General features: G+C 50.2%; 24 protein-coding genes and 1 other RNA gene. 14 read left to right on the plus strand and 11 right to left on the minus strand.

Features of this window, described 5'->3' with window-relative positions; all coding sequences use genetic code 11:
• The first annotated feature begins 306 nt into the window (after positions 1–306).
• The 7 genes from rikA (at position 307) to lpp (ending at position 6975) form a co-directional block, all read left to right on the plus strand.
• A complete protein-coding gene (gene rikA, locus HV261_RS15755) occupies positions 307–1533 on the plus strand; it encodes a putative transcription factor/ribokinase fusion protein RikA (protein ID WP_202038781.1) in 1227 nt (408 codons plus the stop codon).
• A 12-nt stretch (positions 1534–1545) separates the two neighbouring features.
• The gene (locus HV261_RS15760) at positions 1546–2283 is read left to right on the plus strand and encodes a glutamine amidotransferase (RefSeq protein WP_202038782.1); all 738 of its coding nucleotides are present in this window, start codon (positions 1546–1548) and stop codon (positions 2281–2283) included.
• 61 nt (positions 2284–2344) lie between these two features.
• Positions 2345–3238 carry a proline iminopeptidase-family hydrolase gene (locus HV261_RS15765; protein ID WP_137383323.1) on the plus strand — a complete coding sequence of 298 codons (894 nt, stop codon included), beginning with the start codon at positions 2345–2347 and terminating at the stop codon, positions 3236–3238.
• A gap of 20 nt (positions 3239–3258) precedes the next feature.
• Complete coding sequence (locus HV261_RS15770) at positions 3259–4602, plus strand: APC family permease (RefSeq protein WP_202038783.1); 1344 nt, start codon at positions 3259–3261, stop codon at positions 4600–4602.
• A gap of 214 nt (positions 4603–4816) precedes the next feature.
• Entirely contained in the window at positions 4817–5011 is a 195-nt protein-coding gene (ynhH, locus tag HV261_RS27740; RefSeq protein WP_245163452.1) for a protein YnhH, read from the plus strand.
• A gap of 7 nt (positions 5012–5018) precedes the next feature.
• Positions 5019–6431 (plus strand): pyruvate kinase PykF, encoded by a 1413-nt coding sequence (gene pykF, locus HV261_RS15775; protein ID WP_137383325.1) that lies wholly within the window; start codon positions 5019–5021, stop codon positions 6429–6431.
• 307 nt (positions 6432–6738) lie between these two features.
• The gene (gene lpp / locus HV261_RS15780) at positions 6739–6975 is read left to right on the plus strand and encodes a murein lipoprotein Lpp (protein WP_003029373.1); all 237 of its coding nucleotides are present in this window, start codon (positions 6739–6741) and stop codon (positions 6973–6975) included.
• Positions 6976–7042: 67 nt separating this feature from the next.
• Here the strand turns inward: lpp and ldtE are convergent, their stop codons facing one another.
• The 8 genes from ldtE to HV261_RS15820 form a co-directional block, all read right to left on the minus strand.
• Entirely contained in the window at positions 7043–8047 is a 1005-nt protein-coding gene (gene ldtE / locus HV261_RS15785) for a L,D-transpeptidase LdtE (RefSeq protein WP_202039707.1), read from the minus strand.
• Positions 8048–8170: 123 nt separating this feature from the next.
• The gene (sufE, locus tag HV261_RS15790; protein ID WP_137383326.1) at positions 8171–8587 is read right to left on the minus strand and encodes a cysteine desulfuration protein SufE; all 417 of its coding nucleotides are present in this window, start codon (positions 8585–8587) and stop codon (positions 8171–8173) included.
• Between the two features lie 12 nt (positions 8588–8599).
• Complete coding sequence (gene sufS / locus HV261_RS15795) at positions 8600–9820, minus strand: cysteine desulfurase SufS (protein ID WP_202038784.1); 1221 nt, start codon at positions 9818–9820, stop codon at positions 8600–8602.
• Complete coding sequence (sufD, locus tag HV261_RS15800; RefSeq protein WP_202038785.1) at positions 9817–11100, minus strand: Fe-S cluster assembly protein SufD; 1284 nt, start codon at positions 11098–11100, stop codon at positions 9817–9819. Before sufD ends, sufS begins: the two co-directional genes overlap by 4 nt.
• Positions 11075–11821: a Fe-S cluster assembly ATPase SufC gene (gene sufC / locus HV261_RS15805; RefSeq protein ID WP_202038786.1), complete on the minus strand. Its 747-nt coding sequence runs from the start codon at positions 11819–11821 to the stop codon at positions 11075–11077. Before sufC ends, sufD begins: the two co-directional genes overlap by 26 nt.
• 16 nt (positions 11822–11837) lie before the next feature.
• Positions 11838–13325 (minus strand): Fe-S cluster assembly protein SufB, encoded by a 1488-nt coding sequence (gene sufB / locus HV261_RS15810; protein ID WP_061067803.1) that lies wholly within the window; start codon positions 13323–13325, stop codon positions 11838–11840.
• Between the two features lie 8 nt (positions 13326–13333).
• Positions 13334–13702, minus strand: coding sequence for a Fe-S cluster assembly scaffold SufA (gene sufA / locus HV261_RS15815; protein ID WP_137383330.1), 369 nt, complete (start codon positions 13700–13702; stop codon positions 13334–13336).
• A 497-nt stretch (positions 13703–14199) separates the two neighbouring features.
• Positions 14200–15075 (minus strand): LysR family transcriptional regulator, encoded by an 876-nt coding sequence (locus HV261_RS15820; RefSeq protein ID WP_202038787.1) that lies wholly within the window; start codon positions 15073–15075, stop codon positions 14200–14202.
• A gap of 122 nt (positions 15076–15197) precedes the next feature.
• Between HV261_RS15820 and HV261_RS15825 the strand changes: the two genes are divergently transcribed.
• Positions 15198–16049 (plus strand): Vmh family MBL fold metallo-hydrolase, encoded by an 852-nt coding sequence (locus tag HV261_RS15825; RefSeq protein WP_202038788.1) that lies wholly within the window; start codon positions 15198–15200, stop codon positions 16047–16049.
• A 70-nt stretch (positions 16050–16119) separates the two neighbouring features.
• On the opposite strand, the gene HV261_RS15830 is transcribed toward HV261_RS15825, so the two are convergent.
• The 3 genes from HV261_RS15830 to ydiJ form a co-directional block, all read right to left on the minus strand.
• On the minus strand, positions 16120–16308 hold the full coding sequence (locus tag HV261_RS15830) for a YdiH family protein (protein WP_005120249.1): 189 nt from the start codon (positions 16306–16308) through the stop codon (positions 16120–16122).
• 77 nt (positions 16309–16385) lie between these two features.
• Positions 16386–16796, minus strand: a complete 411-nt coding sequence (gene menI / locus HV261_RS15835; protein WP_137383333.1) for a 1,4-dihydroxy-2-naphthoyl-CoA hydrolase — start codon at positions 16794–16796, stop codon at positions 16386–16388.
• Complete coding sequence (gene ydiJ, locus HV261_RS15840) at positions 16793–19849, minus strand: D-2-hydroxyglutarate dehydrogenase YdiJ (protein WP_202038789.1); 3057 nt, start codon at positions 19847–19849, stop codon at positions 16793–16795. The genes menI and ydiJ overlap by 4 nt, the downstream gene beginning before the upstream one ends.
• 213 nt (positions 19850–20062) lie before the next feature.
• Here ydiJ and ydiK point away from each other — a divergent pair, with 213 nt between their 5' ends.
• The 6 genes from ydiK (at position 20063) to ydiB (ending at position 25752) form a co-directional block, all read left to right on the plus strand.
• The gene (ydiK, locus tag HV261_RS15845; RefSeq protein ID WP_202038790.1) at positions 20063–21172 is read left to right on the plus strand and encodes an AI-2E family transporter YdiK; all 1110 of its coding nucleotides are present in this window, start codon (positions 20063–20065) and stop codon (positions 21170–21172) included.
• A 188-nt stretch (positions 21173–21360) separates the two neighbouring features.
• An RNA gene (gene rprA / locus HV261_RS15850) (antisense sRNA RprA) lies at positions 21361–21468 on the plus strand.
• 194 nt (positions 21469–21662) lie between these two features.
• Entirely contained in the window at positions 21663–22019 is a 357-nt protein-coding gene (locus tag HV261_RS15855) for a YdiL family protein (RefSeq protein WP_202038791.1), read from the plus strand.
• Between the two features lie 146 nt (positions 22020–22165).
• Positions 22166–23386 carry an MFS transporter gene (locus HV261_RS15860; RefSeq protein ID WP_202038792.1) on the plus strand — a complete coding sequence of 407 codons (1221 nt, stop codon included), beginning with the start codon at positions 22166–22168 and terminating at the stop codon, positions 23384–23386.
• A 242-nt stretch (positions 23387–23628) separates the two neighbouring features.
• Entirely contained in the window at positions 23629–24864 is a 1236-nt protein-coding gene (locus HV261_RS15865; RefSeq protein ID WP_202038793.1) for an MFS transporter, read from the plus strand.
• Positions 24865–24885: 21 nt separating this feature from the next.
• Positions 24886–25752: a quinate/shikimate dehydrogenase gene (gene ydiB, locus HV261_RS15870; RefSeq protein ID WP_137383339.1), complete on the plus strand. Its 867-nt coding sequence runs from the start codon at positions 24886–24888 to the stop codon at positions 25750–25752.
• The last annotated feature ends 1 nt before the right edge of the window (position 25753 follow it).

A 25753-nucleotide genomic window follows, 5' to 3' on the forward strand; every position in this document is an offset into this window, starting at 1 on the left:
ATGAAAATTTTTCTGAAATATTTACTCACTGACTTTTAACTGGCCAAACCGTGGTTATTTAAAACTGAATCGAGCAAGCCAACACCTTTATAAGGCGCGTTCAAAAATTGCATCACTGAGATATGACAATCATCACAAACCATAGCCCCGCAAGTGTAAGCATATAAGAAATAAAAAAATGAAACCGTCTTTTTATCCTGCGTGATAATTTGGTTTTGCTTCCGGTTTACAGCATGATCTGTGATTCATTTCACCACATGTCAACATTACTCTAAATACAATTCAACGAAATACACGGAGGCTTTAATGTTTAAAGAAGAAAGGCGCGCCACTATTCTTAACTTGTTGATCAAAGATCATAGTGTAAGCGTAAGTAAACTTGCCGTTCTTTTTAATGTTAGCCAGGAGACTATTCGTTCAGATCTTTATTATTTCCAGAAGACAGGAATGCTGGTGCGTTGTTATGGTGGTGGCATTGTTAATCGTCAGGCGTTAAGCAAACTTATTACTGAAAATAAAATAGATATCTCCGGCACTATAGCAACTCCGGCAAACAAAGATATTCGTTTAAACAAAGAAGGGGCTAAAATGTCGGGCAAAGTTTGTATTTTAGGTTCATTTAATATTGACGTATCCGCCACTGTGCCATGGCTGCCTCAGAGCGGTGAATCTATCCTCGCAAGCCAGTTCGGTTTTTATCCGGGAGGAAAAGGCGCTAACCAGGCTCTGGCCGCAAATAATGCGGGTGCTGACGTCCATTTTATTTTTAAAGTTGGCAAAGATCAGTTCAGCGCTTTCGCACTCAATCATATTATTCAATCGGGCATCAACTCTTATTGTGCCTATCAAACCGATGATGCCCCCACCGGGAGTGCACTCATTTATGTTTCAGCGGAGGATGGTGATAATATCATCGCCATCTATCCCGGCGCTAATATGACGCTGAGCAAACAAGAAATTAATGAACAGCAGGGTTATATCTCTGCAGCCAATGTCCTGCTGATGCAACTGGAGACAAATATCGATGCTATTGAAGAGTTCGTGCTCCTGGGTAAATTAGAAAACAAAACTATCATTCTTAATCCAGCACCCTATACTAAAAATATCCACCATTTATTATCTTCCATCGACATTCTGACACCTAATGAAACCGAGGCTTCATTTTTGTCAGGTATTACCATTGCCGATATTGATGATGCAAAAAAAGCAGGAAATATCATTCTGCAGTCAGGCGTTAAGAAGGTCATTATCACTCTTGGCGCGCAAGGATCATTACTGTGCGAACATCACCGAACGTTGTTTATCCCCGCCTGGAGTGCCGTCGTCAAGGATGCCGCGGGCGCGGGTGACGCATTTAATGGCGCACTGGCCACCTCACTTGCCCGAAAATCAGACCTTGTGTCAGCCATTCAGTATGCCTCTGCCTTTGCTTCACTGGCAGTAGAACAAGAAGGCGCATCGAGCATGCCGCAACATGAGCAGGTACTGCACCGGATGCGCACTCAATCGCATGAAATTGTTAATATCAAATAATAGGATATCAGTATGAAGATTTTATTTATCGGTGAGTCATGGCATATTCATATGATTCATTCTAAGGGATATGACAGCTTCACATCCAGTAAATACGAAGAAGGTGCTGACTATCTCTTATCCTGTCTGCGCCAGCAGAATATTACTATCGACTATATGCCAGCGCATATTGTACAAACCCGTTTTCCGCAAACCGCAGCGGAACTCGAAGTATACGACGCGATCGTGATTAGTGATATTGGCAGCAATACCTTTTTGTTGCAAAACAAAACCTTTTATCAGATGAATATCATCCCGAATGCGTTAGCACTGATTAAAGAATATGTCTCCAATGGCGGCGGTCTGTTAATGATTGGCGGATACCTGTCCTTCACCGGCATTGAAGCTAAAGCGAATTATAAAAACACCTTGCTGGCCGACGTTTTGCCTGTCGAAATGCTGGACTATGACGATCGCGTTGAAATTCCAGAAGGATGCAGCCCAATCAACACTGATGAACAGCATGTCATTACGCAAGATCTGACGCAGTGGCCCCCCTTACTCGGTTATAACAAACTGCGCGCCAAAGTAAACGCGACAACGCTGGTCAAAATAAATGACGACCCGCTATTAGTTCTCGGTGAATACAATAAAGGGAAAGTCGGTTGTTTTGCCAGTGATTGTGCGCCGCACTGGGGTAGTCCACAATTTATGCAATGGGAACATTACACGCCATTCTGGTGTAACGTTCTGCAATCAATTAAAAAATAAGCATCTGTATGCAGGTGATTATTGAATCACCTGCCCTTTTCTCTCTGTATCGGTTAAAAATATGCAAAGTCACTACAAATATGGTGAAATGTTTTACGATGGCATATTAACCAGCTATCGTATCTACGGTGATCCGGCATCTTCATTAATGCCATTAATTATTTTACACGGCGGCCCATCAGGCGGTTTTGATTATCTTTTAAATTATCACCAGCTGTCTGATGATGGACGCATGGTGGTATTTTACGATCAATATGGCTGCGGTCGTTCCACGCATTTCCCGCTGGCGGAGGCCTCATTCTGGACAATAGAACGCTATCTTCAACAACTCCAGCAATTAATCTGCCATCTGAATATTGGCCAGCGATATTCATTACTCGGACACTCCTGGGGAGGCATGCTGGCAGCAGAGCATGCCTGCACGCAGCCGGAAGGATTAGGTGGTGTGATATACGCCAGCTCTCCTGCCAGCATCCCACTTTGGCAAAGTGAAGTCCTGCGACTGTTTAAAGAACTCACGGCTGGCGCGGATACAATGCCAGACGATGTCATTATGCAGGCAAAAATCTATCAGCATCCGCCTGAACAGCTTATTGCCTATTACGCCAGGCATGTTTATTCCCTGCAGCAAGAACCGCTGCATATTCAGCGTGCTAATGCGCAATTCGCCGCCGACCCCACGGCTTACCATATTTTGTGGGGCGCCAATGAGCTGGCTGTCAATGGCACGCTGGCGCAGTGGGATATCACCGATTCATTGCACAAGATTCAATGCCCTGGATTAGTCCTTCATGGCGAGCACGATCAGGCGACATCGCAGGTCGTTCAACCGCTTATTACCCATATAACCCACTGTCGGGGCGTCACGATTCCTGACAGCAGCCATAACCCGCATGAAGAAAATACCGGGCCTTGCCTCACTGCGGCCCGTGCGTTTTTACGCGCCCTTGATTAACACGAATTGAGGTATTTACTATGAGTAAAATCAAAAAGTTATCTCTTACAGATTTGGTGTTGTACGGGCTGGTATTTATGGTTCCGATCGCGCCGGTTTCTCTCTATGGTGTGGTATATAATTTATCTCACGGCATGGTCGCGCTGGTGTATATTATTGGCGCTATCGCGATGTTTTTTACCGCCCACAGCTATTCAACATTGTCAAAGCACATCTCCTCTTCCGGGTCGGCTTATACCTATGCGGGCGTGTGCATCAACCCCGCGGTGGGTTTTCTCACTGGCTGGATTTTGCTGCTGGATTATCTGTTATTCCCTACGCTGGTTGCCGTGCTCGGCGGTGTTGCTGTGCATGCCATACTTCCGCAAATACCGATTTGGCTGTGGCCGTTAATTTATGTGGCCATCGGAACGGGCATAAACTATTTGGGAATACAACAAACGGCTAAATTCGACAAGCTGCTGGTCTTTATTCAACTCGGTATTCTGGCCATTTTTGTGGTGCTGATTTTGCGTCTGCTGATGCTCGATAGCAGCCATGTGTCATTCTCTTTCAAACCCTTTTTTGACTCTCAGTGGTTTACGCCTGGCTTAATTGCTACCGCTATCTCTGTTGCGGCACTCAACTTCCTCGGGTTTGATGCCATCAGTACCTTAAGCGAAGAAAGCGAAGGCGGCGGAAAAGCGGTCAGTAAGGCAACTCTTCTCGCCCTGATCCTGGCCACCGTGCTGTTTATTATTGTGGTGACGTTTGCCGCATTCGCCACCGGCAAAATAGACAGCTTTGCCGACGGTACTGCAACAAACGAAGCCTTCTTCACGATCGCAGGTGATGTTGGCGGTATCTGGCTTAAAGTCGCATTTTCTATCATCGTGGCGTTCGTTTGCGCGGTCGGCAATATCATTACGGCACAAACCGCCGTATCCCGCGTTCTGTTCTCTATGGGGCGCGACAAAATGTTGCCCACATTCCTGGCACACGTACACCATAAAAGAAAAACACCTGACTATGCCATTCTGTTCACCGGAGCTGTGACACTATTTCTTAGCTATCTGTTTTCCGGGAAAATTGAATCCATATCCACCCTTGTTAATTTCGGCGCGCTTTTCGCCTTCTTTGTGGTAAACCTGTGTGTCTTTGTGCTCTACAACGTAAAGATGAAAGAACATCGTCGCCTTTTCCCTCACGTGATCTCCCCTGTGCTGGGCATGGTCGTCATCGGTTATGTCTGTATGAATATGAACATTCACGCGCTGACGCTGGGGGTCATCTGGTCTGTCATCGGTCTGGCGATTCTGTGGTATCGGAAAGCGCACAAGCAGGACATCAATATCGATCTTGAGGGGCGCAAGCTGCTCGACTAAGTCGTCTGAATACTGAGTTTGCAGCAGGTTATTTTTTCTTGTTGCGCAACACCGCCTGACGTTAGGCGGTGTTTTGTTAACCAACCTGAAACAATTTAATGCAGATTCTTTGTGAAACTGCACAGAACTCTTTTGAAACGCTGTTTCCATTTTCCTTTTTGATAATTTTCAGCGTATAATGCGCGCCAATTGTCTCTTGAATGGTTTCAGCACATTGACCTGTAAAACTCAACGACTACAAAACTCACCATCCCGTTGGGCTGAAACGCAAGCACACATTCCTCTGCACGCTTTATCGATGTCACCTATTCTTAGAGCGAGGCATCACAACTTTCGTAACTCAGGTTTAGCTTTCCATCCGTGCGCGATGGAAGCCAGATTTCCATATCCTTCTCAACTTAAAGACTAAGACTGTCATGAAAAAGACGAAAATTGTTTGCACCATCGGTCCGAAAACCGAATCCGAAGAGATGTTATCCAAAATGCTGGACGCGGGCATGAACGTCATGCGTCTGAACTTCTCCCACGGTGATTACGCAGAACACGGTCAGCGCATCAAGAATTTGCGCAACGTCATGAGCAAAACCGGTAAAAAAGCCGCGATTCTGCTCGATACCAAAGGTCCGGAAATCCGTACCATTAAGCTGGAAGGCGGCAACGACGTTTCTCTGAAAGCGGGCCAGACCTTCACTTTCACTACCGACAAATCTGTTGTAGGTAACAACGAAATCGTTGCGGTTACCTATGAAGGCTTCACGAAAGACCTGTCTGTCGGCAACACCGTACTGGTTGATGATGGCCTGATTGGCATGGAAGTTACCGCTATTGAAGGTAACAAAGTTATCTGTAAAGTGCTGAACAACGGCGATCTGGGCGAAAACAAAGGCGTTAACCTGCCAGGCGTTTCCATTGCCCTGCCAGCACTGGCTGAAAAAGACAAACAGGACCTGATCTTCGGTTGTGAGCAAGGCGTTGACTTCGTTGCGGCATCCTTTATCCGTAAACGTTCTGACGTCGTTGAAATCCGTGAGCACCTGAAAGCTCACGGCGGCGAAAACATCCAGATTATCTCCAAGATTGAAAACCAGGAAGGCCTGAACAACTTCGACGAAATCCTCGAAGCATCCGACGGCATCATGGTTGCTCGTGGCGACATGGGCGTAGAGATCCCGGTTGAAGAAGTTATCTTCGCGCAGAAGATGATCATCGAGAAATGTATCCGTGCACGTAAGGTCGTTATCACTGCGACCCAGATGCTGGATTCCATGATCAAAAACCCACGTCCGACCCGTGCTGAAGCCGGCGACGTTGCGAACGCCATCCTCGACGGCACCGATGCCGTTATGCTGTCTGGTGAATCCGCGAAAGGTAAATACCCGCTGGAAGCGGTGACCATCATGGCCACCATCTGCGAACGTACCGACCGTGTGATGACCAGCCGTCTGGACTTCAATAATGACAGCCGCAAACTGCGCATCACTGAAGCAGTGTGCCGTGGCGCTGTTGAAACTGCAGAAAAACTGGATGCTCCGCTGATCGTCGTGGCAACCCAGGGCGGTAAATCTGCACGTGCTGTGCGTAAATACTTCCCGGATGCCACCATCCTGGCGCTGACCACCAACGAAACTACCGCTCGCCAGCTGGTGCTGAGCAAAGGTGTCGTTGCACAGGTTGTTAAAGAAATCACCTCTACTGATGATTTCTACCGTCTGGGCAAAGAAGTGGCCCTGGAAAGCGGTCTGGCACAGAAAGGTGACGTCGTTGTTATGGTTTCCGGCGCACTGGTTCCGAGCGGCACGACCAATACGGCATCTGTTCACGTGCTGTAATAATTCCATCGCGAATTAATTTGCTTAAAAAGCGCCCTTGCGGCGCTTTTTTATTTTCTTGATAGCCACGATTAATAAAAAATCAAATCGGATTTCACTATCTAATCCGAGATTATCTAAGATGAATCCGATGGAAGCTTTCTGTTTTCTCTCGGGTTTTTGGCTGTTTTTGCACAATTCGATGCTTCTTTGAGCGAACGATCAAAAATAAGTGCATTCCCATCAAAAAAATATTCTCAACATAAAAAACTTTGTGTAATACTTGTAACGCTACATGGAGATTAACTCAATCTAGAGGGTATTAATAATGAATCGTACTAAACTGGTACTGGGCGCGGTAATCCTGGGTTCTACTCTGCTGGCAGGTTGCTCCAGCAACGCTAAAATCGATCAGCTGTCTTCTGACGTTCAGACTCTGAACGCTAAAGTTGACCAGCTGAGCAACGACGTGAACGCAATGCGTTCCGACGTTCAGGCTGCTAAAGATGACGCAGCTCGCGCTAACCAGCGTCTGGACAACGCAGCTACTAAATACCGCAAGTAATAGTATCTGTGTAATAAAAATGGCGCACATTGTGCGCCATTTTTTTTGCCCGTTATTTCCTTCCCTGTTACTGCGTTGTGCGCATCTGCGCATCCTCCCCTGGCGCACCGTTCTGTGCTGACGTCACTTCTGGTCCATTGGCAACAACCGGTGTCTGCCCGGAACTAACGGTCACGGGATAACCCGCACGGCGATACAGCGCTCTCTCAACCAGGCTGTTATCGACGGCCTTATTCTCTTTGAACTGATTAAAACCTGCCGGTAATACATAGGGCATGGTCTGAACGTTTTGTTCCTCTTCCGGTGACAACGGCCTGTGCACCTCAACATAGCGCATACCATTTGGCTCAACGGAGTACTTTATCGGCTCGTTGATCACTCTGACAGGCGTACCTGGCCGCACCTGCTCGAACAGCGCTTTGATATCCGGCGCGTTCATACGGATACAACCAGAGCTTACGCGCAGGCCAACACTGTCAGGAGCACTGGTTCCATGGATAAGGTATTCACCATTTCCATGCGCCAGACGCAATGCAAAGCGTCCTAACGGGTTATTTGGCCCCGCAGGTACTACCGGCGGTAATGTGATGCCGCGCTCCAGAGAGCGCTTACGGATGCCCGGTGTAGGCGTCCATGTCGGGTTGGGTATTTTCTGCCCAATACGGGTTTCCATCACCGGTGTTTCCAGCCCCTGCAAACCAATGCCAATAGGGAATACCTGAACAATATTTTCTCCCGGCGGGAAGTAATACAAACGCAGTTCCGCCAGATTCACAATAATGCCTTCGCGTGGCACATCCGGTAGCAATAATTGTGAGGGAATGGTAATCAGGGTTCCAGGCCTGGGTACGGGGGCTATGGTGTTATTTGCTTCAAGGATCAGCATTGCAGCGGTGTCAAAACGCCGGGCTATCGCCTGGAGGTTCTTATCGCCTTCCTGCACGGTGTAGGTTTGATTTTGCCCAACAAGACGGCTATTCGCCGCAGGCAACGGATAATCGACCGCCCAAGCGGTCTGTATAGCGCTGTAAGCGCCGATCAGCATTAACGTAATAATAGACGCGCGTTTCATACTCACTCACCCCCCTGGCGTTATTGCCGGATGACGGCAAGCGTCCGATCCGGCCTACGAGTCATTGCGGTGCCTTTCACGGAATCATTCCAGTCAGCCTGAAAGATGACGTGTTTTATCAGTTTAGCTAAGAGTTGCGGCTTTGGAGCGGATCGCCCGTATCATCGCTTCCAGTCCCTGTGAACGTGAAGGTGTGAGATGCTGTGCGAGCGCCATTTTTTCGAACCACGGACGCACATCAAAATTCACAATATCCTGAGCCGTCATCCGGTCATACAAAATGAAGACGACGGCGATAAGTCCTTTCACAATTGCCGCATCACTGTCGCCCTGTAATTCAATAATACCTTCAGCATTCTGCCGCATAACAATCCATACCTGACTTTGACATCCCTGAATGCTATTTTCCGGGCAGCGATCGTCGGCAGTTAATTCCGGCAGCCGCTGACCCAGTTCAATGATGTACAGGTATTTCTCTTCCCAATTAGCGCAACGCAGAAAATTACGCAACAGTTTTTCTTTATCCGGTAGCGCAGCCATAATGCCTCCCTGTTATCCCAGCAAGTGATGAATACGCTTGAGTCCCGTCACCAGGCGATCCACTTCTTCATGGGTGTTATACATGGCAATGGAAGCCCGGCACATCGCGGGAACGTGATAATAAGCCATCAACGGCATCGCGCAGTGATGCCCCGTGCGCACGGCAATTCCATAGTTATCAAGAAAGCTACCGACGTCATACGCGTGATGCTTGCCCAAGTTAAAGGCGATCACGCCTAAACGGTTTTCCGGGCCGTAGAGCGTCAGATTAGGTACCTCCGCCAGTTGCTCCAGCGCATAACGCATCATGAACTGCTCATATTCACTGATTTCAGTAAGCCCCAGCGCGCTAACGTATTCAATGGCCGCTCCCAGACCGATAATCCCTCCGGTGTTCGGCGTTCCGGCTTCAAAACGCCAGGGGGCTTTGGCCCACGTTGTTCCCTGCCTCAGACTGACGGTTGCTATCATCGAGCCACCGCCTTCCCACGGCGGCATTTCCTGCAGCAACGACTCTCTGGCATACAGCACGCCAATGCCGGTAGGTCCATACAGCTTATGTCCGGAGAAAACATAAAAGTCACAATCCAGTGCCTGCACGTCCACCGGGTGGTGCATGACCGCCTGCGCGCCATCTACCAGCACTTTTGCGCCGTACTGGTGCGCCAGCTCAATCATCTCCGGCAGCGGGTTTTCCGTGCCCAGGACATTCGAAACGTGGGTAATGGCCAGCAGTTGCGTGCGGTCATCAAACAGCATCGGCAATGTTTCCAGTTGCAACGTCCCATCGGCATTCAGTGGGATAACACGCAGTTCCGCCCCTACACGGGCGCACAGCATCTGCCAGGGGACAATATTGGCGTGGTGTTCCATTTCACTAATGATGATGTTATCACCCGCCCGGACATTGCTACTGCCCCAGCTGTTCGCCACCAGGTTGATGCCCTCCGTCGTGCCGCGGACAAACACCAGTTCTTCGGCAGAACGTGCGTTAATAAACAATGACGCCAGCTTGCGTACATTCTCCATTTTTTCCGTCGCCTGGGCGCTGAGCGTATGAATACCCCGATGGACTGCCGCATAGCCATGCCGATAAAACTCAGCCTCGGCATCAATCACCTGGTTGGGCTTTTGCGCGCTGGCAGCACTGTCGAGGTAAGCCAGCGGTAAGCCGTTGACCTCACGCGTCAGGACCGGAAAGTCCGCCCGTACTTTTTCAATGGGAAATGTCATGCTACGCCTCCCGGCAGACGTTGGGCTATCCGCGCCAGTACCTGTTGTTTCAGCGTTTCATCGCTCAGGGCTTCCGTCAACTCAGCGGCAAACGCGTAGAGAATCATCTGTTGGGCATCCTGCTGGCCAATCCCACGCGAACGCAGATAGAACATCTGTTCATCGTCGATCCGCCCTACCGTCGCCCCGTGGCTGCATTTCACGTCATCAGCGTAGATTTCCAGTTGCGGCTTGGTATCCACTTCTGCCAGTTTACCGAGCAGTAAATTATTGTTCGTCATCTGACCGTCAGTTTTAATGGCATGCTGCGCCACGTTAATCAGGCCATTAAACACCGCCCGGCCTTTATCGCTGACAATCGTTTTATGTAACTGGCGGCTGTTGCAATACCCCTTATTGTGCTCAAGCCAGGTTCGGGTATCGCAAACTTCATTTTTCACCGGCATCGCCAGGCTGTTAAGGCGCAGCGTGGTGTTCTCCCCATTAAGCTGGGTACTGGTGTTATGGCGTAATACCGCACCACCGAGTAAGAAGCTGTAACTCATCGCCGTCGCATCGGCCCCTAACTGGATATCGTTATGCGCGAAATGGTGGCTAACCGGATTCTCAAACGCCAGTTTGATATGGTGCAAATGGGCATTTGCCGCCACGTTCATCGTTAAGCGCGCACCGGTAAAATGTCGATGCGCATTCAGGCTAACATAGTGCTCAATGACGGTAGCTTCTGCGCCTTCGGCCAGTTCAAGATGGTGGCGATAGTGCGCGGTATTCACCTCATCACCCGCCAGCCCCTGGGTGATATGCATCAACAGCAGCGGTTTCGCTGGACGTTGATGTCGTTTGACCTGAATGTGCGTGACGCTGCGTGAAAGGCTTTCGGTCAGATGCAGGAACACCTCTGGCTGGATAGCCGCAGGGAGCGCCTGACGCGCATCATCAACGGTAATGTCAAAGCCGCTGCCGTCCATGCTGTCGCTAAGCGCCTCGCAGTACTGACCGTCAACAAACACCAGACGTAGGGCATCAATAGCGCCGCTCAGCGCGTCGCACTGTGCTGATGTTATTGCAGAAAAACGACTGACAAACTGGCCGCTGGTTAACCCTTCCAGCGGCGTATATTTCCAGTCCTCATGTTTACGCGTCGGCAACCCCAGCCGCAACATCTGTTGCAGGTGTTGTTGCAGGTGTTGTTGCGCATGCTGTGAGCGACGCTCACCCTGCGTTTCAAACAGATGATGCCACTGCTGGAGCACGTTACTGCTGTTCACTAAGCCAGCCATACCCTTGCTCCTCCAGCTGTTTAACCAACGTAAAATCACCGGACTTCACAATGCGCCCCTGGTAGAGAACGTGGACGTAATCGGGTTTGATATAGTCGAGGATTCGCTGGTAGTGGGTGACAATAACAAACGAACGCTTTCCGTCACGCAATGCGTTCACGCCGTCAGCGACGATTTTCAGCGCGTCGATATCCAGACCAGAGTCAGACTCATCAAGAATGCACAACTGGGGTTCCAGTACCGCCATTTGCAGAATGTCGTTACGTTTTTTCTCCCCACCGGAGAAACCCACGTTCACCGAACGGGTGAGCAAATCTGCCGGCATCTTCAGCAACGCAATTTTCTCTTCCATCAGATCCTGGAAGTCAAACCTGTCCAGCGACTCTTCGCCACGGTAGCTGCGCACCGCATTCAGTGCCGTTTGCAGGAAAAACTGATTGCTGACGCCGGGGATCTCCACCGGATACTGAAATGCCATAAAGATCCCTTCACCGGCCCGGTTTTCCGGTGACAGTTCCAGCAAGTTCTTACCGTTAAACTCAACCGTCCCGCCCGTGACTTCATAATCTTCTCGTCCGGCGAGTGTCGCAGACAACGTGCTTTTCCCGGAACCGTTCGGCCCCATAATGGCGTGTACTTCCCCGGGGCGAATCTCAAGACTCAGCCCACGCAGGATCGCCTTCTCTTCCACACTGACCTGTAAATCTTTAATGCTTAACATGTGCTTTCCTTAAATTTTAGCCGACGCTGTGTTCAAGACTTATGGCGAGAAGTTTTTGCGCTTCCACGGCAAACTCCAGCGGCAGCTCAGAGAACACGTCTTTACAGAAGCCATTGACGATCATTGAAATAGCATCTTCCTCGCTGATGCCACGTTGCAGGCAGTAGAACAACTGGTCTTCACCAATGCGCGAGGTCGTCGCTTCATGTTCAAGCTGAGCGCTGTTGTTTCGGCACTCAACATACGGGAAGGTATGTGCCCCACAGTCCGCACCAATCAGCATTGAGTCACATTGGGTGTAGTTACGGGCGTTAGTGGCGGTTGGCATAATTTTCACTAAGCCGCGGTAGCTGTTCTGGCTATGTCCGGCGGAAATCCCTTTCGAGATAATGGTCGATTTCGTGTTCTTGCCAATGTGGATCATTTTGGTGCCGGTATCAGCCTGCTGATGACCGCTGGTCAGCGCAACGGAGTAGAATTCGCCGATCGAATTATCACCGCGCAGAATGCAGCTCGGGTATTTCCAGGTAATGGCTGAGCCGGTCTCTGACTGCGTCCATGACATTTTGCTGTTTTCGCCTTCACACAGCGCACGTTTGGTCACGAAATTCAGGATGCCGCCGGTATTACCATCGCCGGGGAACCAGTTTTGTACCGTGGAATACTTCACCTCAGCATCTTTATGAATGATCACCTCGACCACCGCCGCATGCAGCTGGTAACTGTCACGCACCGGCGCCGAACAACCTTCGATATAGCTGACGTAACTCCCCTCATCCGCCACCAGAATCGTGCGTTCAAACTGTCCGGTTTTTTCTGCATTGATACGGAAATAGGTCGACAGTTCCATTGGGCAACGCACGCCTTTCGGCACATAAATAAACGTGCCGTCCGATGCTACCGCCGCATTCAGTGCGGCAAAGAAATTGTCATTCCCCGGGACGACGGTACCGAGGTATTTTTTTACCAGTTCAGGATGATCGTGGATGGCCTCGCCGAACGAGCAGAAAATAATACCCTGCTCCGCCAGCTTATCGCGGTAGGTCGTTGCGACTGACACCGAATCGAAAATGGCATCCACCGCCACTTCTTTGCCTTCACGGACCGGCACGCCAAGCTGCTCGAACGCGTCTTCAACCTCTTTGCTTAAAAACGCATTCGCGCCCGTTTGTTGCACCGCTCCCGGCTCAGAGGCGCAGGTTTCATCACAGTTGCCGCAAGAAGGTGCCGAGTAATAGCTGTAATCCTGGTAGTTCAGTTTGTCATAGTGCGCTTTTAGCCAGTGTGGTTCTTCCATCGTCAGCCACGCGTTAAACGCATTCAGCCGGAATTCCAGCATCCAGTCGGGTTCATTTCGTTTTGCCGAAATTGCCCGCACCACCTCTTCGTTGATCCCTTTGGCCAGCTCATCGGTTTTGAGTTGGGTAAAGAACCCCTCTTTGTAATTGAGGTGCCCGCCAGCCCAGGTGTTGACATCGTCAGTTGCTTCAGTATTACGAGACATAGTACCGCCTATACCCCAAAGCTTTCGCCACAGCCACATTCGTTTTGGGCTTTCGGGTTATGAAATTTAAATAACTGATTTAATCCTTCCCGCACGAAATCGACTTCAGTTCCATCGATAAACGGCATCGCCTGTAACGGGACATAAAGTCTGGCGCCCTCTGTTTCAAATAGCAGATCGTCTTTCTCAGGTTGCCTGACGGTGTCCAGCACATAGCCGAATCCCGCGCACCCGGTTTGTTTCACGCCTAATCGCACGCCCAACATATCGGGTTGCCTTGCCACCAGTTCACGGATATGCGCTGCTGCCGCTGGCGTTAACGTCAGCCCGCGCCACGCAAAATCGTTGGGATTAAATGTTCCTGAATGCAATTCCATAGGGTTACCTCGAGTCATTAGCTTGCAAGCTATAACACCATGTTAGTGATAATGATTATCACTTCAACCCCTCAACAGCAGGGGCATTCGGGTTAACCGCCCTTTTTGACGACTTTTATTAAGCATAGACCCTGCGGCGAGGGTTAACAGGGATGGATTTTTTTGTTCAATACATTGATTAATAATAGATTATGAATATGTAATCGTTCCGGCAGGTCAAATGCCAAAAGATGTATAGATAATGTCTATTTAAGGGATAGGTGGGGATGACTACGGCGGGAGTAATGCGGTTCAAAACGCATGTGGGCCATAAAAAACCCTTAAGTCTGCTTGCTTTGCTGACAGACTTAAGGGTTCCGACCCCATCCGGCGCTTATCTCCGGCACTCACAATGGCTTAGCTCTTGAAGGGGCACCAGGAAGAATCTCATACCCTGAGAAATTTTTTTTAACACAAATTGCGCTTTGACTATTTTATAAACATGCTCAATCACATCGTTAGCGCGGTGTCTCATTCAGTGCGTCCAGCAACAGCCGCAGCCCCGCTGGCTGGTGATCGCGGGAAAGATATAAACCATAAATCGGCAGGCGTTTAGGCTGGAGTTGCGGTAGAAGCCGTATTAATCTCCCCTGCGCCAGCCCTTCTCTCGCCTCCTGTTCAGGAACCAACGCAATCCCCATCCCCGCCAGAGCGGATTCACATAGCAGCGACGAGATACCAGCGCTTAAATTACCTTTAATGGCCACCGTGACGGCTTGCCCTTGCGCATCCAGAAAATGCCATGACTTTCCGGCGAATCCGCTGTAATAAAGGCAATTATGCTGCGCAAGATCGTCGACGGTTTTTGGGATGCCATACTGGTTAAGGTAATCCGCGGAGGCACATAACACCGATTCACAATCCCCTAAGCGCCGGGCAATCGTTCCGGGCTCGGGATTTTCCGTGATGCGGATCGCCACATCGATACGCTCCCCAACCAGGCTTACCGGTTGATTGTTGATCTCAACTTCAATGCGGAGTTCAGGATAGCGAGCAAGAAACGCGGGCAGCACCGGCGCCAGAATATGTATGGCAGTAAAATGTGCACACGCCACCCGTAGCGTGCCAGATGGGGTTTGCGCGAGCCCGGCGGCACCGATATCTCGCGAAAGCTGTGCCAGGGTGCGGGTTTTCACCAACGCTTCTTCGCCAGCAGGCGTGATTGTCAACCGTCGTGACGAACGATGGATAAGCCGCGCCCCGGTCCACTTTTCCATCTCATCCAGATAGCGACTGACCATCGGTCGGGAAAGCCCCAGCGCACGCGCGGCGGCACTCAAACTGCCTAAATCACAGATATGGTTAAAAACGGTTGCCGCCATGACTCTGTCCATTGCATCCCATCCGATCGTTTTATGAAACTCAGCATGTCCTGATATGGGAATTCTAACAGATCCGAATTTCCTTAAAATACGGGAACGATCAAAAGACAATGTCCTGCACAAGGTTCCCCGTTATGAAAATCAATACACTGGCTATGCTGTTACCCCTGTTTGCCTCTTCGGCGTTTGCCGCTCCACTACAGCTGGATGTCTATAATCCGCAGGAAAAGGCTATTTTCCCGGTCTCTTCTACGCTGGTGTCCGGCCCGAAAGAAGCCATTTTGTTTGATGCCCAATTCAGCACCAAAGACGGTGAAAAACTGGTGCAAATGATTCGCTCCAGCGGTAAGACGCTGAAAGCCATTGTGATCACGTCTGGCGATCCGGATTTCTATTTTGGCCTTGAGCCACTCGTCAAAGCCTTCCCCGGTGTCAACGTGCTGGCTACACCGCACGTGGTGGATCATATTCGTGCCACCAAAGAAGGCAAATTACAGTTCTGGGGCCCACAGATGAAAGACGGTGCCCCCACTTCGCTCACTGTACCGCAGGCCACCACGCAAACACGCTTTACGGTTGATGGCGAAACGCTGGAATTACGCCATCCTAATGACTATGCGGCATATGTCTGGATCCCGGCGAACCGCGCCATCATTGGCGGAACCGGTATCGCTTCAGGTATTCACGTCTGGACAGCGGACACGCAGTCACCGGCAGAGCGCACGGCATGGCGTAACGTGCTGAGCGAAATGCAGCAATTACATCCCGCCCAGGTGGTTCCCGGTCATTATATTGGTGAACGCCCGGCGGGTGATAAAGCGATTCGCTTCACCCAGGATTACCTTCAGTCGTTTGAACAGGCGCTGGACGCGAAAAAAGGTTCAGCCTACGTGATAAAAACAATGACCGCAGCATGGCCGGGTCTTGCTGACGAAAGCTCTCTGGAACTGAGTGCGAAAGTGAATACCGGTGAGATGAAGTGGTAAACAAGATTTAAGGCAAAAAATAACCCCGAACACATGTGTCGGGGTTTTTATTACGACAGGCATACCGGAATCAATGAACGCCCAGGCGCCAGGCAAAATAGATCTCTTCTTTCAGTTCAGTCGAAGAGAGCGTTAATAAATCGGCAAACTCCAGCTCTAATTGTTTCAATCTTTTCAGGTACTGAGCCGGTGAAAGATCGGTTTTATCACGACGTAAAAATTCTATTGCCAGTTGGGCCGGGTCTAATTGGGTAGACATATCATCCTCGCTTGTGTTCAGAACCTGCACAGTATAACACCATTACCTGCGCAGATAATGACCAAACTCAACATGCGTCACAAAATAGCGGTTGTCAGTCGTGAGGTGCAGCATAACCGACCCTGCTCATCGAAGATTTCGATTTGCCACACCTGATGACGTGAACCGGTATGTACAGGGCTGCACACCCCTCTGACGAGCCCTTCACGCGCAGAACGAACGTGGTTGGCATTAATCTCAAGGCCCACCACTTTCTGATCGCCCTGCGTACACAGATATCCAGCCACCGAGCCAATACTCTCAGCCAGCACGACTGACGCCCCGCCGTGTAGCAAACCAAAGGGTTGTTTGGTGCGATGGTCCACGGGCATTGTGGCTTCCAGAGTATTGTCGCCGATATGCACAAAACGAATATCGAGCAGCCCTACCATATTTCCTTCACCCATGGCGTTGAGCGCCTCGAGTGTGACTTCACGTTTCCAGATCATCCTATAATCTCCAGTAATGCCTGTAATGGGTGGCGAACGCCCGTGCCTTCTACGCGTTTAACCTGGCTGCGACATGAATACCCGGCGGCCAGACAACGGTTACGCGGCAATCGTTGCATTGCCTGGTGCCATGATAACTCATAGATCCCTAAAGAGTTCTGGTGATTCTTCACTTCATGGCCATACGTACCCGCCATCCCGCAGCACCCCACGCTGACATTTTCCAGTTTGGCCCCAAACCGGGCAAAAATCGCGGCCCACTGCGCAGGCGCTCCCGGCAGAGCGGTCACTTCGGTGCAGTGTCCAAAGAAATACCACGGTTCGCCACCGATAGCGACCGGCGGTTGTGACGCCAGTACAGCCGATAACCACTCATTGACCAGTAAGACATGGAAATCACCGCGCTGCTCGCCGAGCGCCAGCTTGTATTCATCGCGATAACATAACACCAGCGCAGGATCGACACCGACCATCGGGATATTCAGCTTGGCCACCCGGTTGAGGAATTCTGCGGTCTTTTTCGCCGTTTTCGCAAACCGGTTTAAAAAGCCCTTTATATGCTGCGCTTTGCCGTTAGGCGAGAATGGCAACAGCACCGGCTGTAAACCCAATTTTTCGACCAGTCGGATGAAGTCAGCCACGACCTGTGCATCGTAATAGCTGGTGAAAGGGTCCTGCACCACCAGCACCGTACGGGCTTTTTGCTCCTGGCTGAGAGCTTCAAGCTGTTCCAGCGTCATATTGGCCGAACGATGCCCGACCAGCTGTCGTTGTAATGATGGCGCAGACAACAGCGGCAAATCCACCATGCCGATGTGTTTTTTAGCCAGATTACGTATCAGCGGTTGATTGATGAAAAAGTTGAACGTTTTAGGCGCACGCGCCATTAGCGGTGCATAACTCTCAACGGTGGCGACCATGTGATCGCGAAGCGGGCGCAGATAGCGCGTGTGATACAGCTGCAGGAAGCGCGAGCGGAATTCCGGAACATCGATTTTAATCGGGCACTGCGTAGAACAGGCTTTACATGCCAAACACCCGGACATCGCCTCTTTCACTTCATGCGAGAAATCATACTCGCCCTTACGCGCATGCCAGCTGTTGCGGGTTCGGGCGATTAGCGTACGTAAACTGGCACGCTTTTCTGGCAACTCTTTTTCCAGTTTTACGGGGTCAATCCCACGATCGGCCAACAGACGCAACCATTCCCGTACCAGCGTTGCCCGCCCTTTTGGCGAGTGAATGCGATTGAGGCTGATTTTCATCGACGGACACATCGGGCTTTTCGCATCGAAGTTAAAACATAACCCGTTGCCGTTACACTCCATTGCCCCACGCCACTCCTGGCGAACGGCCAGCGGGATTTGACGATCGTAAGTCCCACGTTTAACCGCATCCACTTTCATCATTGGCGCATCGATGGCTTCCGGAGGGCAAATTTTCCCCGGATTGAGCCGGTTTTGCGGATCAAACGCCGACTTCACTTTACGCAGTTCGCGATACAGTTCCTCGCCAAAGAACGCCGGGCTGTACTCAGCACGGAAACCTTTCCCGTGTTCGCCCCACAGCAGGCCACCGTATTTTGCCGTCAGCGCAACCACATCATCAGAGATGCGTTTCATCAGCACTTCTTGTTGCGGATCGCACATATCCAGCGCCGGTCTGACGTGCAGTACCCCGGCATCCACGTGACCAAACATGCCATAGCTCAGGCCATGGCTATCGAGTAGCGCACGGAACTCGGCAATATAGTCGGCCAGGTGTTCCGGCGGTACGCAGGTATCTTCGGCAAACGGAATCGGCTTCGCAGAGCCTTTGGCATTACCCAGCAGACCAACGGCCTTTTTCCGCATGGCGTAGATGCGCTCGACGCCGGCCAGTTCGGTACACAGCTGCCAGCCAATCACACCGGCTTCCTGCCGGGTAATTAGCCCGTCCAGGCGTTCACACAGCGCACTGACCTGCGAATCAATTAATGCTTCATCATCACCCGCAAACTCGACGATATTCAGCCCGAGCATCTCTTTATCCGGGACATCGGTAATCAATTCGCTGACGGAGTGCCAGACAATATCTTCCCGCGCCAGATTAAGCACTTTGGAATCGACGGTTTCGACCGACAGCGCACGCGCCTCCACCATCACCGGCGCATTACGCAATGCAGAGTCAAACGAATCGTATTTGACGTTGACCAGTCGCCGAACTTTAGGCAGCGGCGTGATATCAAGGCGGGCTTCGGTGATAAATGCCAGCGTACCTTCAGAGCCCGTAAGGATGCGGGTTAAATCAAACTCGGTCATCTCATCATTGAAGACGTGCCGCAGATCGTAACCGGTCAGGAAGCGATTAAGCTTGGGGAATTTATCAATGATCAGCTGTCGGTTATCGCGGCACCGTTCATAAACCGTCTTATAGATACGCCCAATCGCCGTATTGTTTTTACCGAGCATTTCGGCAAATTCAACCGGCATCGGCTGGGTATCGAGAATATCCCCGCCCATCAGTACCGCGCGAATACCCAGCACGTGATCGGAGGTTTTACCGTAGACCAGCGAACCTTGCCCGGAAGCATCGGTGTTGATCATTCCCCCCAACGTCGCCCGGTTACTGGTGGACAATTCAGGCGCAAAGAAATAGCCGTAGGGTTTCAGATATTGGTTAAGCTGATCTTTTATCACCCCCGCCTCTACCCGTACCCAACCTTCCTGCACATTGATTTCGATGATGCGGCTCATGTAACGGGACATATCAACAATAATGCCCTGATTAAGCGCCTGACCGTTGGTGCCTGTACCGCCGCCGCGCGGGGTAAAAATCAACGACGAAAAGAGCGGTTCTGACGCCAGGCGGGCGATAAGCGCCACATCAGCCGTCGAACGAGGGAAAACCACGGCATCAGGCAGAAGCTGATAGATACTGTTATCCGTCGACATTGTCAGACGATCGGCATAGCTCGTTGCCGTATCGCCCGTGAATCCTTGCTGCTCCAGCGCCTGCAAAAAATTGAGCACCAGTTGAACGACACCTGGCGCCTGAGAAATTTGTGGAATCATTATAGTGACCCTTTCCTGCGGTCTGTGTTGTGAATTTAATCGTTTGCGTGTTGCTTTGTTTGTTGTATCACATTTTTTTCTAATACGCTCAGCAGATTTACAGGCAGAATCCGCCTGTTCAAAACCGCTGAAATTGCTCATCATTATAGAGTGTGATTAACGTGTTCACGTCGCGTCAACGTTCTGACGCAAAGACAAAGGTGAAAAGTATTTATGGTAAATTTCCGTCAGCCCAGGGATATTGCACAAGTGCTGCTATCGGTGCTGTTTTTAGCCATCATGATTGTGGCCTGTCTCTGGATTGTGCAACCCTTTATCCTCGGCTTCGCCTGGGCAGGTACGGTGGTCATTGCGACCTGGCCCATCCTGATACGTATACAAAAATTGCTGTGGGGACGCCGTTCGCTGGCCGTGCTGGTGATGACCCTGTTGTTAGTTCTGTTATTCATTATTCCTATCGCTCTGTTGGTCAACAGCATTGTTGATGGCAGTGGTCCTCTGATTCATGCCGTTACCGCCGGCGATATGACGCTGCCGGATCTGGCGTGGTTAAACAGTATTCCGCTGGTGGGTGCCAAACTCTATGGCGCGTGGCACAGCCTGTTGGATATGGGCGGTTCGGCTATCATGGCTAAGGTTCGTCCCTATATCGGTACCACAACCACCTGGTTTGTTGGTCAGGCCGCGCATATTGGCCGCTTTATGATGCACTGTGGCTTGATGTTGCTATTCAGCGCCCTGCTGTACTGGCGCGGTGAGCAGGTGGCGCTAGGCATTCGCCACTTCGCCTGCCGTCTTGCATCGAAACGCGGTGACGCTGCAATCCTGTTGGCAGCACAGGCCATTCGTGCGGTCGCATTAGGCGTGGTCGTCACCGCGCTGGTGCAGGCCGTCCTCGGCGGTATTGGTCTGGCGGTAACGGGGGTACCTTATGCGACGCTACTGGCGGTGTTGATGATCCTCTCCTGTCTGGTGCAACTGGGGCCTTTACCGGTACTGGTTCCGGCCATTATCTGGCTTTACTGGACGGGTGACTCTACCTGGGGCACGGTGCTGTTGGTGTGGAGTGGCGTGGTCGGAACACTGGATAACGTTATTCGTCCGATGCTGATTCGTATGGGTGCTGATTTGCCATTGATCCTTATTCTGTCCGGGGTTATCGGTGGGCTGATTGCATTTGGTATGATTGGTCTGTTTATCGGCCCAGTGGTACTGGCTGTTTCATGGCGCCTGTTCTCCGCATGGGTCAACGAAGCCCCGACACCGGGCACCGACCCGGATCAAATCCTCGAAGAAATCGCTGAAATCGAAAGCAATAAGTAATACAGCATCAGGCGGCAACACTGCCGCCTGATTGTTTAATATTGCTGATAAACACATCACCGCTCCCCGAACCAAACCCAACGCCAGCCCTGTGGGAGTACTCATTTATGTCGCAAATTCTTTACAGTTTTTAAACTATTGAGATGAATCTGATCGACGTGAAAAACCCGCATGCCTACTATTACCCCAAGGCTTTAGATCAACACATTGATTTATAAGCATGGAAATCCCCTGAGTGAAACAACGAATTGCTGTGTGTAGTCTTTGCCCATCTCCCACGATGGGCTTTTTTTTATCCTGCACTCCACGTCCCCTAACGACCTACATCACATCAGCCAGCCAATTGTTTTATTTTACTCTCACGCCAAATGCACCGACTTCACAGATTAATAACAAATAATATTGCACAAGATACTGTGACTCTCTTCAAGCCGAAATATCCACAATAATGCTATTACTATTCCACCGTCTTTTATGAAGTGATGAAATAATGAACGCACTAGAATTGCAGGCTATCCGCCATATTTTTGCTATGACGGTGGAAGAATGCGCCACGTATATCGCGCGTGATGGCGACATTGTCGCCTGGCAACAATGGGAGCGCGGGGAAAAAGAAATCCCGGAAAACATCGTGCGCATTTGTACAGAAATGAAAGCAAAGAGAAAGTTAAGAATTAACGCGATCATTGAAAAAATAAATAATCGTATCGGTAATAACACGATGCGTTTTTTCCCCGATCTGGTTTCTTTTCAGGCAGTTTATAACCACGACAATTTTCTCGACTGGAAAATCTACCAATCTGCGGCAGTGGAACTCTATGCACACAGCCTTGAGCGTTTGTGTTAGTCGGTCATAACGTCACCACTACGTTGCAACACGGGCACCCGACATTATGCCCTCGCTCACGCGCAGTCTGCATACTATTTGGGCTAATACCCCCTACGCGACACAGAACACAACATCCATTTAGCCTCTTCGCTGAGTAATACATTATGAAAAACACCTATTTCTCCACTGCGATAGGGCTGTACCTTAATTACCTGGTACACGGTATGGGGGTCATTCTGATGTCCCTCAATATGTCCTCACTTGAGCAGCAGTGGCAAACCAATGCAGCGGGGGTCTCGATTGTCATCTCCTCTCTTGGTATCGGTCGGTTAAGCGTCTTATTAGTTGCAGGCCTGCTCTCCGATCGTTATGGCCGCAGACCGTTTATCATTTTTGGCATGATCTGCTACCTGGTCTTCTTTTTTGGCATCATCAATACTCACAGCATTGTGATTGCCTACGCTTTTGGTTTTTTAGCGGGAATGGCAAACAGTTTTCTTGATGCCGGAACCTACCCCAGCCTGATGGAAGCCTTCCCCCGCTCGCCCAGCACCGCCAATATTCTGATTAAAGCCTTTGTCTCCAGCGGCCAGTTTCTGTTGCCGATGGTTATCAGCCTGCTGGTGTGGGCTGAACTCTGGTTTGGCTGGTCCTTCTTGCTGGCGGCGGGAATTATGGCGGTCAACGGCATATTTTTGTTTCGCTGCCGCTTCCCTGCACATCCGGGCCCGCAGCATTCCATCACGCCATCATCCGCTTTACAGGAACCTGTTCAGCCGGAGCATCGTTGTTCCCTTCTCGATCTGGGGAGTTACACCCTGTATGGCTATATCTCGATGGCCACATTTTATCTGGTTAGCCAGTGGCTGGCACAGTATGGTCAGTTTGTCGCCGGTATGCCGTATACGTTATCTATCAAGCTGTTAAGTATTTACACCTGCGGTTCGCTGCTGTGCGTATTCATTACTGCTCCTCTGGCGAGAAAAGCGGGTCGTGCAACGTCTCTGTTGATGCTGTACACCTTTATCTCCTTTGTCGCGCTGCTGGCGGTTTGCCTGCATCCAACGACCTGGGTCGTGATTACATTCGCCTTTGTCATCGGGTTCTCTTCAGCCGGGGGCGTCGTACAAATTGGTCTAACGCTAATGGCCGCTCGCTTTCCGCAAGCGAAAGGTAAAGCTACCGGTATTTACTACAGCGCGGGCAGTATCGCGACCTTCACGATCCCACTGATTACCGCCAGACTCTCCGAAACCAGCATTGCGCACATCATGTGGTTTGATGCAGGCATTGCTGCGCTCGGTTTCCTGTTGGCACTGTTTATTGGTTATCGCAGCCGGCTTGCAGCAAAGCGTCAGTTAAACATGGCACCACTCGCACAATAACGCGGATGCAATATTGTTCCCTTCTGCTGCAAAATAATTGGACGTATTTTTAAAATAACGGCAAAAGGTCGGTCTGACGAATTAGGTTTCACAGTTTGATATGCAATATACCTGGTAACTTAAACGCCATGCTATGTAGGTACAATAACTACTGCCCGGTATATTAATCACAAGGTCGCCGAAATTTACACTACACCGACGAGCACAGAATAATTTTAAAATCCGCAAGGAGTTGTGAAAAAATGTCTCAAAAAAAGACCTTTAACACGCCATTTCTTCTGGCGATAACCTGTATTTATTTAAGCTATTTTTTACACGGTATTAGCGTCATCACACTGGCGCAAAACATGACCTCCCTGGCTGAAAAGTTTTCAACCGATAATGCAGGGATTGCCTATCTAATTTCCGGCATTGGTCTTGGTCGACTGGTCAGTATTTTATTCTTTGGCGTTCTCTCAGATAAGTTCGGTCGTCGGGCTATCATTCTGTTAGGCGTTATTCTATATATGCTGTTCTTCTTCGGTATTCCCGCCAGCCCCAATCTGATGATTGCCTTTATTCTGGCTGTATGCGTTGGCGTAGCAAATTCGGCGCTGGATACCGGCGGCTATCCGGCGTTAATGGAATGTTTCCCCAAAGCATCCGGCTCGGCGGTTATTCTGGTTAAAGCCATGGTGTCGTTTGGCCAGATGATTTACCCCATCATCGTCAGTACCATGCTGCTCAACCATGTCTGGTACGGCTATGCGGTCATCATCCCGGGTGTACTGTTCGTGGTCATCACCCTGATGCTGTTAAAAAGTCGCTTTCCCAGCCAGATGGTGGACGCGGGCCTCGCCAAAGATCTGCCACAGATGAACAGTAAACCCCTGGTCTGGCTGGAAGGCGTCGCTTCCGTGCTATTTGGGGTTGCCGCATTCTCAACCTTTTATGTCATCGTGGTCTGGATGCCGAAATATGCCATGGCATTTGCTGGCATGGCAGAAACTGATGCACTAAAAACCATCTCTTACTACAGCATGGGATCGCTGGTCTGCGTATTCATCTTTGCTGCCCTCCTGAAGAAAATGGTTCGCCCCATTTGGGCTAACGTTTTTAACGCTGGTCTGGCAAGCATTACCGCTGCGGTCATTTATTTGTATCCCTCTCCGCTGGTTTGTAACGCAGGATCGTTTCTGATTGGCTTCTCTGCTGCTGGCGGTATTTTACAGCTCGGTGTCTCGGTGATGTCGGAGTTTTTCCCGAAGAGCAAAGCCAAAGTCACCAGTGTTTATATGATGATGGGTGGTGTAGCCAACTTTATTATCCCACTGATCACCGGGTACCTTTCGAACATCGGCCTGCAATACATCATTTTGCTGGACCTTGCATTTGCTCTGCTGGCATTCATCACCGCCATCATCGTCTTTATTCGCTATTACCGCGTATTTGATATCCCCAAAAATGATGTGCGGTTGGGCGAACGTTATTTTCAATAAATTGTTTAGAAGGAGTATCAAATGGACGTAACTGCAAAATATGAACTGATTGGTCTGATGGCCTACCCTATCAGACACAGTCTGTCCCCTGAAATGCAAAATAAAGCATTAGAAAAAGCGGGCCTGCCTTTTACCTACATGGCATTTGAAGTCGATAACTCAACATTTGCTAATGCAATTGCCGGTTTAAAAGCGTTAAAAATGCGCGGCACCGGGGTTTCCATGCCCAATAAACAGCTGGCCTGTGAATATGTTGATGAATTAACGCCTGCCGCCAAACTGGTTGGCGCAATCAACACCATCGTTAATGATGATGGCTACCTGCGTGGTTACAACACCGACGGCACCGGCCATATTCGCGCGATTAAAGAAAGCGGCTTCGATATTAAAGGTAAAACCATGGTACTGTTGGGCGCGGGCGGCGCGTCTACAGCCATTGGCGCTCAGGCAGCCATTGAAGGCATCAAAGAAATTAAGATCTTTAACCGTAAAGATGAGTTCTTTGAAAAGGCGCAGGCATTCGCCAAACGTGTTAATGAAAACACTGACTGCGTTGTCACCGTGATCGACCTTGCCGATCGCCAGGCTTTTGCCGAAGCCCTCGCCAGCGCGGATATTTTGACCAACGGCACGAAAGTCGGCATGAAACCGCTGGATAACGAATCTATCGTGACCGACGTTTCCCTGCTGCGCCCGGAACTGCTGGTGACCGAATGTGTGTATAACCCACATATGACCAGGTTATTGCAACAGGCACAACAGGCCGGTTGCAAAACGATTGATGGTTACGGCATGTTGTTGTGGCAAGGGGCTGAGCAGTTCAAGCTCTGGACCGGGAAAGATTTCCCGCTGGAGTATGTCAAACAGGTTATGGGTTTTGCAGCCTGAT

The sequence above is a fragment of the Citrobacter sp. RHBSTW-00671 genome, assembly GCF_014103415.1.
Taxonomy (GTDB): domain Bacteria; phylum Pseudomonadota; class Gammaproteobacteria; order Enterobacterales; family Enterobacteriaceae; genus Citrobacter.